This window comes from Spirillospora sp. NPDC048823, from assembly GCF_043198445.1.
In the GTDB taxonomy this organism is placed as follows: domain Bacteria; phylum Actinomycetota; class Actinomycetes; order Streptosporangiales; family Streptosporangiaceae; genus Spirillospora.
On record NZ_JBICUT010000003.1, the window covers coordinates 417,004 to 432,492 of the forward strand.

Annotated in this window: 15 protein-coding genes and 1 tRNA gene; 14 read left to right on the forward strand and 2 right to left on the reverse strand. The window is 71.2% G+C overall.

Annotation, left to right across the window (positions count from 1 at the left end; translation table 11 throughout):
- Positions 1-96: 96 nt before the first annotated feature.
- From dnaG to ACGFK0_RS09450, 3 genes are all read left to right on the forward strand, one after another.
- On the forward strand, positions 97-2,013 hold the full coding sequence (gene dnaG, locus ACGFK0_RS09440) for a DNA primase (RefSeq protein WP_392902216.1): 1,917 nt from the start codon (positions 97-99) through the stop codon (positions 2,011-2,013).
- 71 nt (positions 2,014-2,084) lie between these two features.
- Positions 2,085-3,230, forward strand: coding sequence for an RNA polymerase sigma factor RpoD (gene rpoD, locus ACGFK0_RS09445; RefSeq protein WP_392902883.1), 1,146 nt, complete (start codon positions 2,085-2,087; stop codon positions 3,228-3,230).
- Between the two features lie 191 nt (positions 3,231-3,421).
- On the forward strand, positions 3,422-3,886 hold the full coding sequence (locus ACGFK0_RS09450) for a YbjQ family protein (RefSeq protein WP_392902218.1): 465 nt from the start codon (positions 3,422-3,424) through the stop codon (positions 3,884-3,886).
- A gap of 45 nt (positions 3,887-3,931) precedes the next feature.
- Here the strand turns inward: ACGFK0_RS09450 and ACGFK0_RS09455 are convergent, their stop codons facing one another.
- The gene (locus ACGFK0_RS09455) at positions 3,932-5,176 is read right to left on the reverse strand and encodes a molecular chaperone DnaJ (protein WP_392902220.1); all 1,245 of its coding nucleotides are present in this window, start codon (positions 5,174-5,176) and stop codon (positions 3,932-3,934) included.
- A 175-nt stretch (positions 5,177-5,351) separates the two neighbouring features.
- On the opposite strand from ACGFK0_RS09455, the gene ACGFK0_RS09460 reads away from it, so the two are divergent.
- From ACGFK0_RS09460 to ACGFK0_RS09505, 10 genes are all read left to right on the forward strand, one after another.
- A complete protein-coding gene (locus ACGFK0_RS09460) occupies positions 5,352-5,927 on the forward strand; it encodes a TerD family protein (protein WP_392902222.1) in 576 nt (191 codons plus the stop codon).
- Between the two features lie 106 nt (positions 5,928-6,033).
- A complete protein-coding gene (locus ACGFK0_RS09465; protein WP_392902224.1) occupies positions 6,034-6,612 on the forward strand; it encodes a TerD family protein in 579 nt (192 codons plus the stop codon).
- Between the two features lie 60 nt (positions 6,613-6,672).
- Positions 6,673-7,845, forward strand: a complete 1,173-nt coding sequence (locus ACGFK0_RS09470) for a DUF475 domain-containing protein (RefSeq protein WP_392902226.1) — start codon at positions 6,673-6,675, stop codon at positions 7,843-7,845.
- Between the two features lie 42 nt (positions 7,846-7,887).
- Positions 7,888-8,466 carry a TerD family protein gene (locus ACGFK0_RS09475; protein ID WP_392902228.1) on the forward strand — a complete coding sequence of 193 codons (579 nt, stop codon included), beginning with the start codon at positions 7,888-7,890 and terminating at the stop codon, positions 8,464-8,466.
- Positions 8,467-8,531: 65 nt separating this feature from the next.
- A complete protein-coding gene (locus ACGFK0_RS09480) occupies positions 8,532-9,689 on the forward strand; it encodes an HpcH/HpaI aldolase/citrate lyase family protein (protein WP_392902231.1) in 1,158 nt (385 codons plus the stop codon).
- The gene (locus ACGFK0_RS09485; protein ID WP_392902233.1) at positions 9,686-11,065 is read left to right on the forward strand and encodes a phosphoribosyltransferase family protein; all 1,380 of its coding nucleotides are present in this window, start codon (positions 9,686-9,688) and stop codon (positions 11,063-11,065) included. Before ACGFK0_RS09480 ends, ACGFK0_RS09485 begins: the two co-directional genes overlap by 4 nt.
- Positions 11,062-12,174 carry a cysteine protease StiP family protein gene (locus tag ACGFK0_RS09490; RefSeq protein ID WP_392902235.1) on the forward strand — a complete coding sequence of 371 codons (1,113 nt, stop codon included), beginning with the start codon at positions 11,062-11,064 and terminating at the stop codon, positions 12,172-12,174. Before ACGFK0_RS09485 ends, ACGFK0_RS09490 begins: the two co-directional genes overlap by 4 nt.
- Positions 12,171-12,977: an HAD family hydrolase gene (locus tag ACGFK0_RS09495; RefSeq protein ID WP_392902237.1), complete on the forward strand. Its 807-nt coding sequence runs from the start codon at positions 12,171-12,173 to the stop codon at positions 12,975-12,977. The genes ACGFK0_RS09490 and ACGFK0_RS09495 overlap by 4 nt, the downstream gene beginning before the upstream one ends.
- Before the next feature lie 150 nt (positions 12,978-13,127).
- The gene (locus ACGFK0_RS09500; RefSeq protein WP_392902239.1) at positions 13,128-14,447 is read left to right on the forward strand and encodes an amylo-alpha-1,6-glucosidase; all 1,320 of its coding nucleotides are present in this window, start codon (positions 13,128-13,130) and stop codon (positions 14,445-14,447) included.
- 34 nt (positions 14,448-14,481) lie between these two features.
- On the forward strand, positions 14,482-14,976 hold the full coding sequence (locus tag ACGFK0_RS09505) for a hypothetical protein (RefSeq protein WP_392902241.1): 495 nt from the start codon (positions 14,482-14,484) through the stop codon (positions 14,974-14,976).
- On the opposite strand, the gene ACGFK0_RS09510 is transcribed toward ACGFK0_RS09505, so the two are convergent.
- The gene (locus ACGFK0_RS09510; protein WP_392902243.1) at positions 14,973-15,239 is read right to left on the reverse strand and encodes a YtxH domain-containing protein; all 267 of its coding nucleotides are present in this window, start codon (positions 15,237-15,239) and stop codon (positions 14,973-14,975) included. The genes ACGFK0_RS09505 and ACGFK0_RS09510 overlap by 4 nt on opposite strands.
- A gap of 141 nt (positions 15,240-15,380) precedes the next feature.
- Between ACGFK0_RS09510 and ACGFK0_RS09515 the strand changes: the two genes are divergently transcribed.
- Positions 15,381-15,453: transfer RNA gene (locus tag ACGFK0_RS09515), tRNA-Asn, on the forward strand.
- The last annotated feature ends 36 nt before the right edge of the window (positions 15,454-15,489 follow it).

A 15,489-nucleotide genomic window follows, 5' to 3' on the forward strand; every position in this document is an offset into this window, starting at 1 on the left:
TCCAGGCTCTGCGCGGCTCCGGAACCGCGGACCATGTCCAGGCCGGTTCGGGTGCGGCGCGCCGGATGTCGGGGTCCCGCCGTAGACTCCTTCGTCGTGGCAGGCCGGATACGCAATGAGGACATCGCACTCGTGCGGGAGCGCTCGTCCATCGCCGACGTGATCGGCGAGTACCTGCAGCTTCGCAGTGCGGGCGGCGGCAACCTCAAGGGCCTGTGCCCGTTCCACGACGAGAAGTCGCCGTCGTTCAACGTGACGCCCTCGCGCGGGCTGTACTTCTGCTTCGGCTGCGAGGCGGGCGGCGACGTCATCAAGTTCGTCCAGGAGATGGAGCACCTGCCGTTCTCCGAGGCGGTGGAGCGGCTCGCCGCCCAGGCCGGCCTCCAGTTGCGCTACGAGGAGGGCGGCGGACGCGGCCCCCGGCAGGACGGCGGCCTGCGCGCCCGGCTGATCGAGGCGCACAGGGCGGCCGCCGAGTACTACACCGATCGGCTGGCCTCCCCCGAAGGTGCGATCGGCCGCACGTTCCTGTCCGAACGCGGCTTCGAGGCCGCGGACGCCGCCCGCTTCGGCGTGGGGTTCGCGCCCCGCGAATGGGAGGGCCTGGTCAGGCACCTGCGCGGACGCGGCTTCGCCGACCGCGACATCATCGCCGGCGGGCTCGCCAAGGAGGGGCGGCGCGGCCCGATGGACCGGTTCCGCGGACGGCTGATGTGGCCGATCCGCGACCTGGGCGGCGACGTCATCGGGTTCGGCGCCCGCAGGCTCTACGAGGACGACGACGGCCCCAAGTACCTGAACACCCCCGAGTCGCCGCTCTTCCACAAGGGGTCGGTGCTGTACGGGGCCGACCTGGCGAAGAAGGAGATCGCGCGGCGGCGGCAGGCCGTGGTGGTCGAGGGCTACACCGACGTGATGGCCTGCCACCTGGCGGGCGTCCCGACGGCGATCGCGACGTCCGGGACCGCGTTCGGCGACGACCACATCAAGGTGCTGCGCCGGCTGCTGATGGACCAGGACGAGTTCCGCGGCGAGGTGATCTTCACCTTCGACGGCGACGCGGCCGGGCGGAAGGCGGCGCTGCGCGCGTTCGACGACGAGCAGAAATTCGTCTCGCAGACGTTCGTGGCCATCCAGCCGGACGGGCTCGACCCGTGCGACCTGCGGATCCGGCACGGCGACGCGGCGGTGCGCGACCTGGTCGCCTCCCGGCTGCCGCTGTTCGAGTTCGCGGTGCGCAGCGCGATCGAGCAGCACGACCTCGACACCGTCGAGGGGCGGCTGAGCGCGCTGGACGCCGCGGCCCCGGTCGTCGCCGCCATCAAGGACCGGTCGCGCCGGCACATGTACGCGGTCAACCTCGACCGCTGGCTCGGCATCATGGACGAGCAGTTCGTGCTGCGCCGCGTCCGCGAACTGGCGGCCCGCAAGCACGGCCGCTCCCAGGCCGGCAATGGCCGTGCCGGCAACGGCCGCGCCGAGAACGGCCGGGACGGACGGGACGGACGGGCGGTTCCCGACCGGCCCGCGTTCGACCCGAACGATCCCGAGGTGCAGCGCGAGCGGGAACTGCTGAAACTGGCCGTCCAGCGCCCGGCGGTGGTCGGCCCGGTGTTCGACGAGGTCCCGGCCGAGGCGTTCATCGCGCCGCCGCACGCCGCGGTGCGCGCCGTCATCGCGGAGGCGGGCGGTGTGGCGGCCGCGGGCGGTGTCGCCGAATGGGTCGCCGGCCTTCTGGAGCTGGCACCGAACGACCAGGTCAGGGACCTGATCACGAAACTCGGCGTGGAGCCGACACGGTCCGCCCAGGAATCGGACGACCGTTATGCGATCGAACTGCTCGCCCGAATACAGGAACGCCAGCTCACCCGCATGATCGCCGACGCGAAATCTAAACTCGGGCGGCTGAATCCGGTCGAGGCCCCCGAGGAGTACCGCCGGCTCTTCGGCGATCTTGTCGCACTTGAGCAGCAGAGACGGGTGTTGCGGGAGCGAGGGCTTGGATCACAGTAAGTCAAGAGACCGCAAAATGGGTCCTGTGATCTAGGCCCCGTTTGACGCAGACTGTCTCCGTGGGCCCTTCGGTGCTGCCAAGCGAGGCGCCATCGGTTGATCAGGTGGCGGACCTCGTCGCACGTGGCAGAGAACGCGGCGGTGTGACCGTCGAGGACGTCGCTGCCGCGCTCGATCGCTCGGACTTGCCGGACGACTCCCTGGAAAGGGTCGTCCGGATGCTCGCAGAGCAGGGGGTGGAGGTCCTCGAGTCTCAACAGGAGACCGAGGACGTCACGCGAGCGGATGAGGGTGACCTCGGCAAGCGGGCGCCGACGAGCGACCTGGTTCGGATCTACCTGAGAGAGATCGGTCGCGTACCGCTTCTCACGGCAGAAGATGAAGTAGAACTCGCGAAATCGATCGAGGCGGGATTGTTCGCCGAGGAGAAGATGGCGCGTACCGCCGTCCTCGCCCGCGGTGAACTTCTCGATCTCGAACTGCTCTCCCGCGAGGGTACGCGGGCGAAGCAACGCCTGATCGAGGCCAACCTGCGCCTGGTGGTCTCGATCGCGAAACGCTACGTGGGCCGGGGAATGCTCTTCCTCGACCTGATTCAGGAGGGAAATCTCGGACTGATCCGTGCGGTCGAGAAATTCGACTACACCAAGGGGTTCAAGTTCTCGACCTACGCCACCTGGTGGATCCGGCAGGCGATCACCCGGGCGATCGCCGACCAGGCCAGGACCATCCGGATCCCGGTGCACATGGTCGAGACGATCAACAAGCTGGTCCGGGTGCAGCGGCAGATGCACCAGGACTTCGGCCGTGAACCCACCCCCGAGGAGATCGGACTGGAGATGGGCCTGTCGCCCGTCCGGGTCATCGAGATCCAGCGGATCGCGCAGGAACCGGTCTCGCTGCAGTCGCCGATCGGCGAGGAGGACTCCGATCTCGGCGACTTCATCGAGGACGCGGACGCCGTCGTGCCGATCGAGGCCGCGGCGTTCATCCTTCTGCAGGACCAGCTGGAGGACATCCTGGGCACGCTGTCGGAACGGGAGCAGCGCATCATCCAGTTGCGCTTCGGCCTGACCGACGGCCATCCGCGCACCCTGGAGGAGGTCGGCCGGGAGTTCGGCGTGACGAGGGAGCGGATCCGCCAGATCGAGTCGAAGACCCTGGCGAAACTCCGCCACCCGTCCCGCGCCCAGATGCTCAGGGAGTATCTCGAGTGAACGCCGGCCCTTGACGGGGCCGCTTCTGAGAGAGGCGAGCACGCCGCATCGCGACGCCCTCCCGGCCGCGCCGCCGGGAGGGCGGTCGCATGCCGGTGGGCACAGCCGCAATGAGCCCGGCTTCTGTAAGACTGCGCCTTCTGTCGGCATTGCGGCGCATTTCGTCCGGGACCTGATCTACCGTGGTGGTCATGCTGATCGTGACGACTGATGGCGTGGCGGGGTACGAGATCAGGAGCGTGCTCGGGGAGGTCCTCGGGACGGCCGTCCAGGCAGACCAGACCGGTGCGCCGCATCCCGGGCACGGCGGGAGCAGCGCCACGTTCCGGGTGACGGGGGAGCAGCCGTCGGCCGGCCTCGCCGCCGCCCGCCGCGAGGCGGTGGACCGGCTGCGCGAGGAGGCGCGCCACAAGGGCGCGAACACGGTGGTCGGCATGCGTTTCGACACCGCCGCGGTCGGCGGCGGCGTCGAGGTCTGCGCGTACGGCACCGCCGTCTGGGCCGAGCCCGCGCAGCAGCACCGCGACCAGGCGCCCCAGCACCAGCCGCACCCCCAGCAGGGCCAGATGCCGCCCTACGGCGACCCGCAGGCGGGCGGCCCCCCGATGGTCGCCCGCAACCTCACGATGGGCCTCCAGGACCGCCCGCGTTCCTGATCGCGGTCCCCTTGGCGGTGGGGTGGACGGACCGCCCGCGGAACCTTACTGCTGTGCCCGTTCGGTGCGGATCCGGGTGACGACGTCGCCGGCGGCGGTCTTGATGGATTCGAGTTCTTGCAGGTAGGCCCAGTAGTCCGGATGGGCGCCGGTGAGGCGGTCCGGCGCGTTCTCCAGGCGCTCGACGAGCGAGTCGAGCACCCGGACGTGCTCGGGCGCCGGCCCGCCCGGCTGGGCCATGGCGAGCCGCTGCGCGTCCCGCACGGCGAACTGGACGCTCTCCACCGGCGCCGCCGGGTCGGCGGCGACGGCCTTCAGCTCCTCGACCCGGCCGGTGACCTGGCCGGCGCGCCGGTCGGCGGCGTTCAGCTCGGTCCGGGCGGCGGTGAGCGCCTGCTGCGCCTGCTTCCACTCGGCGCGGGCCGTGTGCGCGGACGCCTCGTTCAGCCGCTCGCGGGCCCGGGTCGCGGCGGCCTCGATCGACTCCGGCGCGCCCTTCAGGTCCTGCCAGCACGCCTGCGAGTAGCCGCGCAGCAGGACCCGCATCGCCTCCTTGACCGGCCCCACGCGGTTCGCGACGACGTCCACCCGGGTCCGGACGGAGGCGAGCGAGTTGCGGACCTTCTGCGCCATCTGCGGCAGTTCGGCGGCGGCCTCCCGCGCCCGCTCGGCGATCTCGCGGACCTCGTCGGCCTTGCGCATCGCCCCGTCCAGGCCGAACCCGCCGAGGCCCTGGGAACCGAGCTGGGCCAGGATCCGCTTGGCCCGCGCCAGCTCCGCCTCCGGGTCGGAGGCGTCCATCCCGGCCTCCCCGGCGGCGGCCACGGCGGCGTCGGCGGCGATGACGGCGTCGCGTGCGGCGGTCAGCCGGGGCGGTAGCTGGTCGAGGGCGGCCTCGAGCCGGGACATCTTCTGGGAGAGCCGCTCGGCGAACCCGTTCAGGTTCCGGGTGAGCTGCTGCAGCCGCTCGGTGGACGCGACGAACGCGCGCCGCGCCGCGTCGTACTCGGCCGGTGACCGGTCCTGGTCAACGAGGTCGTGCGCGTCCAGGACGGAGATGTACGCGTGGGCGGCTGCGTCGGCGGCCTCGGCCAGCCCGGTGAACTCCCGCCGGACCGGCTCGGCGGCCCCGGCGTCCAGATCCTCGAACACGGTCACGCGGCCGTCGATGAACTTCTGCGCCTGGTCCATGTCGTAGAAGGCGGTCGCCGCCGCCTCCTTGGCCTCGATGGCACCGGCCGCCGCCTGCGCCCCCCTGCCCCGGCGCCGCTGGTCGCCCGCTCCCCGCAACGCAGCCTCCCTTCGTCCCTGCCCAGTCTGGCGCAGATGGGCCGGGTTTCGCGCGGTGGGCACGGGTCTCGTGCAATGCGTCCGCCGAGGATGGAACGGATAGGCTCGCTGCAGCGTCGATAAGTCTGGGCGCCGCGTCGGCGTCCGCCATGCCATGTGATCTTGGAGGCCTTCCGTGGGTGTCAGTCTCAGCAAGGGTGGCAACGTCTCGCTCACCAAGCAGGCGCCGGGGCTGACCGCGGTGACGGTCGGTCTTGGCTGGGATCTGCGCACCACCACGGGCACCGACTTCGACCTGGACGCCTCCGCCATGGTCCTGGACGCCTCCGGCAAGATCATCACCGATCAGCACTTCGTGTTCTTCAACAACCTCCGCACGCCGGACGGCGCGGTCGCGCACAGCGGCGACAACACCACCGGCGCCGGCGAGGGCGACGACGAGCAGCTCCAGGTCAACTTCGGCGCGATGCCGGCCACCGCCGAGCGGGTGGCCTTCGCCGTGTCGATCTACGACGCCGACAGCCGCAGCCAGAACTTCGGGCAGGTCCGCAACGCCTACATCCGCGTGCTGAACCAGGGCGACGGCTCGGAGATGGCCCGCTACGACCTGTCCGAGGACGCGTCCATGGAGACCGCGATGGTCTTCGGTGAGCTGTACCGTTCCGGAGCGGAGTGGAAATTCCGGGCGGTCGGCCAGGGTTATGCCTCAGGTCTGGCCGGCATCGCCATGGACTTCGGCGTCAACCTCTGACGGCCCACGCGGAACGCGGTCACCGCGGGCCCGGTCACCTCGGGCACGTGTCTCAGTAAGATCCTCAGCCAGGGATCAGCTTCACAGGGAAGGGAGTGGCCCGGACATGGGAGTATCACTCGCCAAGGGCGGCAACGTCTCACTGACGAAGGCCGCGCCCAACCTCACCGCCGTCACCGTCGGGCTCGGCTGGGACGTCCGCGCCACGACGGGCGCCGACTTCGACCTGGACGCGTCCGCGCTGATGCTCGCCGCCACGGGCAAGGTCATGTCCGACCATCACTTCGTGTTCTTCAACAACCTGAAGAGCCCGGAGGGCTCGGTCGAGCACACCGGCGACAACCTGACCGGTGAGGGAGAGGGCGACGACGAATCCATCAACGTCGACCTCAACGGGGTGCCGGCCGAATGCGACCGGATCGTGTTCCCCGTCTCGATCTACGACGCCGACAACCGGCATCAGAGCTTCGGCCAGGTCCGCAACGCCTTCATCCGGATCGTCAACCGGACCGACGGCAACGAGCTGGCGCGCTTCGACCTCACCGAGGACGCCTCCACGGAGACGGCCATGGTGTTCGGGGAGCTCTACCGGCACAACGGCGAATGGAAGTTCAGGGCGGTCGGCCAGGGGTATGCCTCGGGTCTGGCCGGCATTGCGATGGACTTCGGCGTGAACGTCGGCTGACGACCGGCCCCCGCATCCCGGCCGCCACGTCCGGCCGCCCTCTCTAGCAGAAATACGCGCATGATTCTTCGCACCTTCGGCTGGTCCTTCGGCGTCACGGCCGTCGGCCTGCTCCTCGCCCTGCTCTACGGCGGGCCGACCGGGCTGGCCCTGGTCGCCGTGCTGGCCGTTCTCGAGATCTCGCTGTCGTTCGACAACGCCGTGGTCAACGCCAAGGTGCTCGACCGCATGAGTCCCTTCTGGCAGAAGATCTTCCTGACGATCGGCATCGCGATCGCGGTGTTCGGCATGCGGCTGGTCTTCCCGCTGCTGATCGTGGGGCTCACCGCTCAGCTGGGCCCCATCGAGGCGTTCGACCTGGCGCTCAACGACTCGGATCGCTACCACGATCTGATGAACGACGCCTACCCGACGATCGCGGCGTTCGGCGGCATGTTCCTGATGATGCTGTTCCTGAACTTCGTGTTCGAGGAGCGCGCCGACAAGTGGCTGCCGTGGCTGGAGCGGCCGCTCGCCCGCATCGGCAAGCTGGACCAGCTGGCCGTGGTGGTCGCGGGCGGCGCCCTGTCGTTCGTGGCGTGGCTGGCCGCCGAGGACCCCGGCACCGTCATGATCGCCGGCGTGCTCGGCATGGTGACCTACATCCTGGTCAACGGGCTCGGCGAGCTGTTCTCCGAGGCGAGTGAGCCCGGCGAGGACGACGAGGCCGAGGAGGCCGGCGCCGACGGGTCGAAGGCGACCGCGCGGGAGGCCCTGCAGGAGGCGGCGCGGGACACCGAGCGGGGACGCGGCGGACCGAGCAACCTGGCACTGGCCACCGGCAAGGCCGGGTTCTTCCTCTTCCTGTACCTGGAGGTGCTGGACGCGTCGTTCAGCTTCGACGGCGTCATCGGCGCGTTCGCGATCAGCACCGACCCGATCGTCATCGCGCTGGGCCTCGGCATCGGCGCCATGTACATCCGGTCGCTGACGGTGTTCCTGGTCCGCAAGGGAACGCTGCACGAGTACGTGTACCTGGAGCACGGCGCGCACTGGGCGATCGGGGCACTGGCGGTCTGCATGCTGATCAGCATCGGCCACCACGTCCCCGAGTGGATCACCGGCGGGCTCGGCGCCGGCCTGATCATCGCCGCGTTCGCCAGCTCCATCCTCCGCAACCGGGGCGAGGACGGGGACCGGCCGGAGGAACCGTCGGGGGAGGGCGGCAAGCAGCTCCACTCCAGCAAGGTCTGAACCCCCACCCGCGACAGCATCGATCATCGAAGGAGACGAACGATGTCCATCTCGCTGCAGAAGGGCCAGAAGGTCTCGTTGGCCAAACCCGGTGGGGGAACGCTCTCCCGGGTCAAAATGGGCCTCGGCTGGGACGCCGTCGTCAAGAAGGGCCTGTTCGGCAAGGGCAAGACCCAGAACATCGACCTGGACGCGTCCTGCCTGCTGTTCGACGGGAGCGGGAACCTCGCCGACCAGGTGTGGTTCCGGCAGCTGCGCAGCAAGGACGGCTCCGTCCTGCACACCGGCGACAACCTGACCGGCGAGGGCGAGGGCGACGACGAGGTCATCAACGTCGACCTGCAGGGCGTCCCGTCCAACGTCACCCAGCTGGTGTTCACGGTGAACTCCTTCACCGGCCAGGACTTCACGCAGATCGCGAACGCGTTCTGCCGGCTGGTGGACGAGAGCACCGGGCAGGAGATCGCACGCTACGACCTGAGCGGCGCCGGGCAGCACAACGCGCAGATCATGGCGAAGGTGTCGCGGGACGGCGACGGCTGGACGATGACGGCGATCGGCGCGACCGCGACGGGCCGCACGTTCCAGCATCTGCTGCCGGCAGTGTCGGCGCACCTGTGACGCGGGACTCCGGCCCGACGACCCGGTGCCCGATCTCATGACACGGCGCGTCTGACGGGGCGTCCATGCGGCATTTCGACCACATCGACGCCGCGCGTCGCAAGCTCCTGTTCCACCGGCAGCCGCGGCCGTTCGACCGGCACGATGATCCGGGGGTGCTGGCCGTGGCGCTGGGGGCGACGCTGTACAGCCCGTCCACCCGGCCCGCCATCGCCGACGACGTCGAGGCCGCGGCGCGCCGCGGCGTGATGAGCATGGTCCTGTGCCTGGAGGACGCGATCGGCGACGACGAGGTCGCGGCCGGCGAGTCGAACCTGGTGGCGCAGCTGCGCACGCTCCACGAGCGCGGCGTGGACGTGCCGCTGCTGTTCGTCCGGGTCCGCGACGCCGGGCAGATCGGCGACCTGGTCGGCCGGCTCGGTGACGCCGCCGGACTGGTCACCGGGTTCGTGCTGCCGAAGTTCACGGCGGCGTCGGGTGGAGCGTTCCTCGACGCGCTGGAGGACGCGGCCGCCCGGACCGGGCTGCGGCTGCTGGCGATGCCGGTGATCGAGAGCCCGGAGGCGGTGTACGCCGAGTCCCGGACGGACATGCTGCACGATGTGGCGCGGTTGCTCGCCAAGCACCGGCCGCGGATCCTGGCCGTCCGGATCGGGGCGACGGACATGTCCGCGGCGTACGGGCTGCGCCGCCCGCCGGACCTGACGATCTACGACATCCGGCCCGTCGCGGGTGTGATCTGCGACGTGGTCAACATCCTCGGCCGGGCCGACGGCACCGGCTATGTCGTGACCGGGCCGGTGTGGGAGTACTTCTCGGCGGGGGAGCGGATGTTCAAGCCGCAGCTGCGGCAGTCGCCGTTCGAGGCGCAGCGGGCGGCGCCGCTCCGGCAGCGCCTGATCACGTCCGATCTGGACGGGCTGATCCGCGAGGTGCACCTGGACAAGGCGAACGGCCTCATCGGCAAGACGGTGATACATCCGAGCCATGTGGCGGCGGTGCACGCCCTGTCGGTGGTGACGCACGAGGAGTACTGCGACGCGGCCGACATTCTCGGTGTCTCCGGGGGAGGGGCGATGGCCAGCGCGTACGCCAACAAGATGAACGAGGCCAAGCCGCACCGCGCGTGGGCCCAGCGGTTGATGCTGCGCGCCCGGGTGTTCGGGGTGGCGGCGGAGGACGTCACGTTCGTCGAACTGCTGGAAGCGGCGGGCAGCCGGTGACGGCCGTCCCGCCCGCCCGGCCCGGTTCGTGGGTGGCGTCGCGGCTCGGGGTGCGCCTCACGGACGGCCCGCGTCCGGTGGGCGTCGGGCTCGCCGATCTCGTCGGGCTGGCCGTGCGGCGCAATCCGCGCCGTGCGCACCTGCTGGTCTCGGCGGTGCTGGGCAAGCACGTCCCGACCGACCCGCGGCTCGTGTACGGGTCGGGGCTTCTGCTGGGGGAGCTCGTGCGCGCGCGCCTGCGCGGTGAAGAGCCTTCCCAGCCCGGGTCTCTTCTCGCTGACGCCTTGCGTGGCGTGGCGGGGAGTGCGGCGGGGCTGCGTGACCGTCTGCGCGCGCCGCAGATTCCCGTGGACGCCATCGTCCTCGGCTACGCCGAGACGGCGACCGCTTTGGGGCATTCGGTGGCGGACGCTCTGGGCGGCGCCTACTACCTGCACTCCACACGCCGTCCCGTCGCGGGCTTCGGCATGTACGGAGGGTTCGAGGAGGAGCACAGCCACGCCACGAGCCACCTGCTGCTGCCCGCCGACCCCGCCGCACTCGACCGCGACGTGCCGATGGTCCTGGTGGACGATGAACTCTCCACCGGCCGGACGGTGCTGAACACCATCGCGGCCCTGCACGCCGTCCGCCCCAGGGACCACTACGTCCTCGCCGCGCTGGTCGACTTGCGCGGCCCCGCCGACCGGGCCCGGATGGACGATCTCGGCGCCCGGCTGGGGGCCCGCATCGACGCCGTGGCCCTCGCCGGAGGCCACGTCGACCTTCCCGGAGACATCCTGGAGACGGGGGAGGCGCTCGTCGCCGCCCTTACCGCCCGTGCCGCGCCCGCGGACCAGGCGGCGGCCGGGTTCACGGTGTCCCGGCTCGCCCTGGAGTGGCCCGCCGGGCTGCCGGACGGAGGACGCCACGGATTCCTGCCCGAGCACCGCACGCGGCTGGAGAAGGATTTGGCGCGGATGGCCGACGCCGTGGCGGCCGGGCTCGGGGACGGGGCGTCCCGCGTCCTCGTCCTGGGGTTCGAGGAGCTGATGTACGCGCCGCTGCGGCTCGCCGAGGCGCTCGCCGACGCGCTGCCGGGCGTGGACGTCCGGTACTCGACGACGACCCGTTCACCGGTGCTCGCCGTCGACGACCCCGGCTACGCGATCAGGACCCGCGTGGCCTTCCCGGCGCACGACGACCCCGCGGACGGGCCGGGGGAGCGGTACGCCTACAACGTCTCCCCGGCGTCGGACGGGAACGGCTTCGACAGGATCGTGTTCACGGTGGACGACATCGGTGACACCCCGGCGCTCTCCGGCGGGCTCCTGGAGCGCCTGCGCGCCCTCGCGCCGGTCCTGGTCGCGGCCATCCCCGCCAGGAGGGGCGAATGAAACCGCTGCGCGGGCCGTCCTTCGGCAGCTATCCGGCCGAGGACGTCACCTGGCTGCTCAAGGACCTCTCGCGGGTGCGGCTCGAAGCGCCCGTCGAGGAGCGTGAGGCGGCCATCCAGGCGGGCCGCGCCCACTACGCCGAGTCGCTGCCGGTCGAATACCAGCCGGGCCCCGAGTACCGGCGGCTGTTCCACCGGGCGCTGGAGGCGTCCGCCGAGCGGATCGCGTACGCGACCGGGCTGGTCACCGAGATGATCCTCGCCGAACGCGGCCCGGAGGCCGTCCTGGTGTCGCTGGCCCGCGCCGGGACGCCCGTCGGGATCCTGATGCGCCGCTGGGCGCGGTTCGCGCACGGCCTGGACCTGCCGCACTACGCGGTCAGCATCGTCCGGGCCCGCGGCATCGACACCGTGGCCCTGCGGTACCTCGCCGAGTACCACGACCCGGCGTCGGTGATGTTTGTCGACGGCTGGACGGGCAAGGGCGCGATCACGCGGGAGCTGACCGCCGCGCTGGCCCCGCACCCGTTCCCCGCGGACCTCGCGGTGCTCGCCGACCCGGGACGGTGCACATCGCTGTTCGGGACGCGCGACGACTTCCTGATCCCGTCCGCCTGCCTCAACTCGACCGTTTCCGGGCTGGTGAGCCGGACCGTCCTGAACGCCGACCTGATCGGCCCCGGAGACTTCCACGGCGCGAAGTTCTACGCCGGCCTCGCCGGCGACGACGTGTCCGCCGTGTTCCTCGACACCGTGTGCGCCCGGTTCGGGGACGTCGCCGAGCGGGTCGCGAAGGACCTGCCGGACCTGCGCGCCGCCGACCGCACACCCGACTGGTCCGGGTGGGAGGCCGTCCGCCGCTGCGCCGCCGCCGACGGCATCGACGACCTGAACCTCGTCAAACCGGGGATCGGGGAGACCACCCGGGTGCTGCTGCGCCGCGTCCCGTGGAAGGTTCTCGTGCGAGCCGACGCCGGTGCCGAGGTGTCGCACATCAGGCTGCTCGCGGGCGAGCGCGGGGTGCCCGTCATCGACGTCGAACCTGACCGGTTCCCCTACGCCTGCATGGGATTCATCCACCCCCGGTTCGGCGAGGGAGCCGTCCAGTGACCGTCCTGGTGTGCTCCGACCTCGACCGCACGCTCATCTACTCCGCCGCCGCGTTCGCCTTGGACGGCCCCGACGAGACGATGCCGCGCCTGCTGTGCGTGGAGTTCTACCAGGGCGCGCCGCTCTCCTACATGACCGAGGCGTCCGCGCGCATGCTGGAGGCCCTCTCGACGGCCGCGGCGTTCGTCCCCACGACGACGCGCACACCGGAGCAGTACGGGCGCATCAACCTGCTGGAGAAGCCCGCCGAGTACGCCATCACCGCGAACGGCGGGCACCTCCTCGTGGACGGCGCGGACGACCCGGAATGGGCGGCGTCCGTCCGGGCACGCGTCGCCGACGGGTGCGCGCCGCTCGCGGAGATCCGGGAACACCTCGTCCGGACCAGCGGCGACTTCGTCCTCAAACGGCGCGACGCGTCAGGCCTGTTCGCCTACACGGTCGTCGACCGGGCCGCGCTGCCGTCCGGGTGGGTGGACGACCTCACCGGATGGTGCGCCGAACGCGGCTGGCGGACGTCCCTGCAAGGCCGCAAGGTGTACTGCCTGCCCGCGTGCCTGACGAAGGCCGCCGCCGCGGCGGAGGTCGCCCGCAGAACGGGCGCGTCCACGATGCTGGCCGCCGGCGACTCGCTCCTGGACATCGAACTCCTCGAAGCCGCCGAACGGTCCATCCGCCCCGCGCACGGCGAACTGCACGACACCGGCTGGACGTCGCCGGCCACCACGGTCACCGCCGCACGCGGAATCCTCGCCGGGCAGGAGATCGCGGACTGGCTACTGGAACAAGCGACCGCCCCATAGACCCGGGCTCTGCGAGAGGACACGCGCGAAAAATCACGGCGCCGCCCCGGAGAGCGTTGACAAGCGACGCGCCGCAGGGGGTCGCAGCGGCCGCGTTCAGCGGTCACAATCACCGTGAACCCCTCTCCGAGGAGGAGACACCCTGAACGCATGAGCTCCCGTCTGACCGGTGACGAGACCGCGCTGTGGAAGGCCGCGGCCAGGGTTCTCGATGCGAACTGGACCGGGACGGCCACCGCGGCGTCGCCCGGCCTCTACCCGCACCAGTGGAGCTGGGACTCGGCGTTCATCAGCATGGGCCTCGCCCGCCACCGCCACGACCGCGCCGAAGCCGAACTGCTCTCCCTGTTCCGCGGCCAATGGGCCGACGGGATGCTCCCGCACATCGTGTTCAACACCACCCTCGCCCGGCACGCGTACTTCCCCGGCCCCGAACTGTGGCGCAGCGAACACCAGCCGGACGCGCCCCACGGCGTGCACACCTCCGGCCTCACCCAGCCGCCGCTGCACGCCCTCACGGCCCTCCGCCTCCACGAATGCGCCCCCGACGCGGACACCAGCCGCGCCTTCCTCACCCGGCTGCACCCCATGCTGGCCGCCCAGCACCGCTACCTCCGCCGCGCCCGCGACCTCGACGCCGGCGGCCTGATCGCCATCTGCCACCCATGGGAGTCGGGCCTCGACAACAGCCCCGCCTGGGACCGCCCCCTCGGCGCCCTCCGGCTCCCGCCCACCGCGTACGCGCCCGCACAACGCACCCACACCCTGCCGACCGGCGAAGACTACGAACGCTACGTCTGGCTCGCCGCCCTCATGCGCGAGGCCGGCTACCGGCCCGGCTACCTCCGCGAAGCGCACCCGTTCGCCGTCGAGGACCCCCTCGTCAACGCCATCTACCTGGCCTCGACCCACGCCCTCGCCGAAATCTCCGACATCGTCGGCGCCGACCCCGTCCCGCACCGCGAACACGCGCAACGCGTCCACCAGGCCATGCTCGACCGGCTCTGGGATCCGGAAACCGGCTGCTTCCGCGCCCGCGACCTACGCGACGACCGCCTCCTGCCCGTCGTCACCGTCGGCGCCTTCGGCCCCCTCCTCGACCCCGAACTGCCCGCCCCGATCGTCCGCAACCTCGTCGACCTGCTCCTGTCGGCGCGGTTCGCCGGCGCCGCCGGATACCCCATCCCCACCTGCGACATCCAGGCACCCGCGTTCGACCGCGGCGGCTACTGGCGCGGCCCCACCTGGATCAGCACGAACTGGCTCATCTGGTACGGCGCACTCGGACACGGCATCCCCGTCGTCGCCGACCTGCTCTACGGCTCCACCATGCGGCTCGTCCGCCAATCCGGATTCCGCGAATTCTTCGACCCGTTCGACGGCACCGGACGCGGCAGCCACGACTACGCCTGGTCCGCCGCACTCGTCCTCGACCTGCTCGGGGCCCGCCGCGCGCCCCAGGCCGCCTGATCGGCCGCGCCGCCCCATCGCCTACGGTGGGGCCATGCGCCTACGCCGTGGTTCCCTGCCGCCCGCGGTTCGCGACGCCCTCGCGCTCGAACGAGGCGAACGCGTCCTCGCCGCCGCCCCCACCCGCGGCGGCTCACACGTGACCGCCACCACGGCCGCGCTGCACGTCCCGGCACCCGAAGGCGGATACACCCGCATCCCCTGGGAACGCGTCGACCACGCCACCTGGAAGGACGGGTGGCTCCACGTCGAAGAGACCTCCGCCGGCGCCGAACACCACGTCGGGCTCACCGACCCCGGCTCCGTCCCCGAAACCGTCAGGGAACGCGTCACCGCCACCATCGCCGTCACCCACCAGGCCGTCCTGCCCGGCGGCGGAAAAGTCCGCATCGCCGGCCGACGCCCCACCACGGGCGGCGACGTGCGCTGGACCTTCGTCTTCGAGGCGGGACTCGACCCCGCCGACCCGGGCCTGCGGGCCCAGGCCGAACAGGTCCTCGAAGAACTGCGCCGCCAGACGGGCCTCTAATTCGGGTAAACCTGCGGAGGCTGCTCCTCCGCGGCCTTGTGGCGACCCGGCACCTGCTGCGGCACCCGCTCCTTCAGATGCCCCGCCTTGCCGGCGAACTCCTCGCCCTTCGCCCGCAGCCTCCCCGCGGTCTCCTGGACGTTCGGATTCTCCGACACCTGCTGCGACATCCTCTTGATCTGCTCGTACCGCTCACGCCCGGCCTTCGTCCCCAAGACGTAGCCGATCGCGGCCCCTGCCATGAACATCACGCGAGTCTTCATGCCCAACTCCTGCCGACGGCGGATTCGTGACAACCCCCATACCCGCCAGCGCCGACCCAACCCATAACCGTGCGCGAGCAACCCCCGACATGCGCTAACCTAGGGGCGCCGACAGGGGCCGAGGCCCCGCCGGACCAACGATCCCGCGTAGCTCAATTGGCAGAGCAGCCGGCTGTTAACCGGCAGGTTACTGGTTCGAGTCCAGTCGCGGGAGCGCCTCTATTCTTGAGTAATCGCAGGTCAGGCCCCG